Annotated in this window: 1 protein-coding gene; it reads left to right on the top strand. The window is 67.2% G+C overall.

Features of this window, described 5'->3' with window-relative positions; genetic code table 11:
- Positions 1 to 91: 91 nt before the first annotated feature.
- The coding region (locus KUG41_RS15455; RefSeq protein WP_216905069.1) for a helix-turn-helix domain-containing protein at positions 92 to 314 on the top strand (223 nt) is incomplete at its 3' end.

Here is a 314-nt window from a genome sequence, read left to right as displayed (position 1 = left end):
TGTGTAGTGCCACCAGGTTGTTCCGGCTGACAAAGGGGTGTGAGGCCGACAGGGTTGTGGTGCGACCCAACAGCCCCAGACCTCACCCCCCATGCATACACACCCGAACGCCCGCCTGACACCGATCGGTCGGGAACGCCTGATCCGGCAGCACCTCGAGGAGGGCAGGAGCCTTGCTCAGCTGGCCACAGACCACGGGATCAGTGAACGCACCGCCCGCAAGTGGCTGGCGCGCTTTCGTTCAGGCGGGCCAGCGGCACTGGCGGATCGACGGAGTGTTCGCCGCACCCAGCGGCGGACGCTCGATCCGCAGC

This window comes from Synechococcus sp. CCY 9618 (assembly GCF_019038415.1).
Lineage (GTDB): Bacteria > Cyanobacteriota > Cyanobacteriia > PCC-6307 > Cyanobiaceae > Cyanobium.
This window is presented reverse-complemented; position numbering and strand designations above follow the sequence as displayed.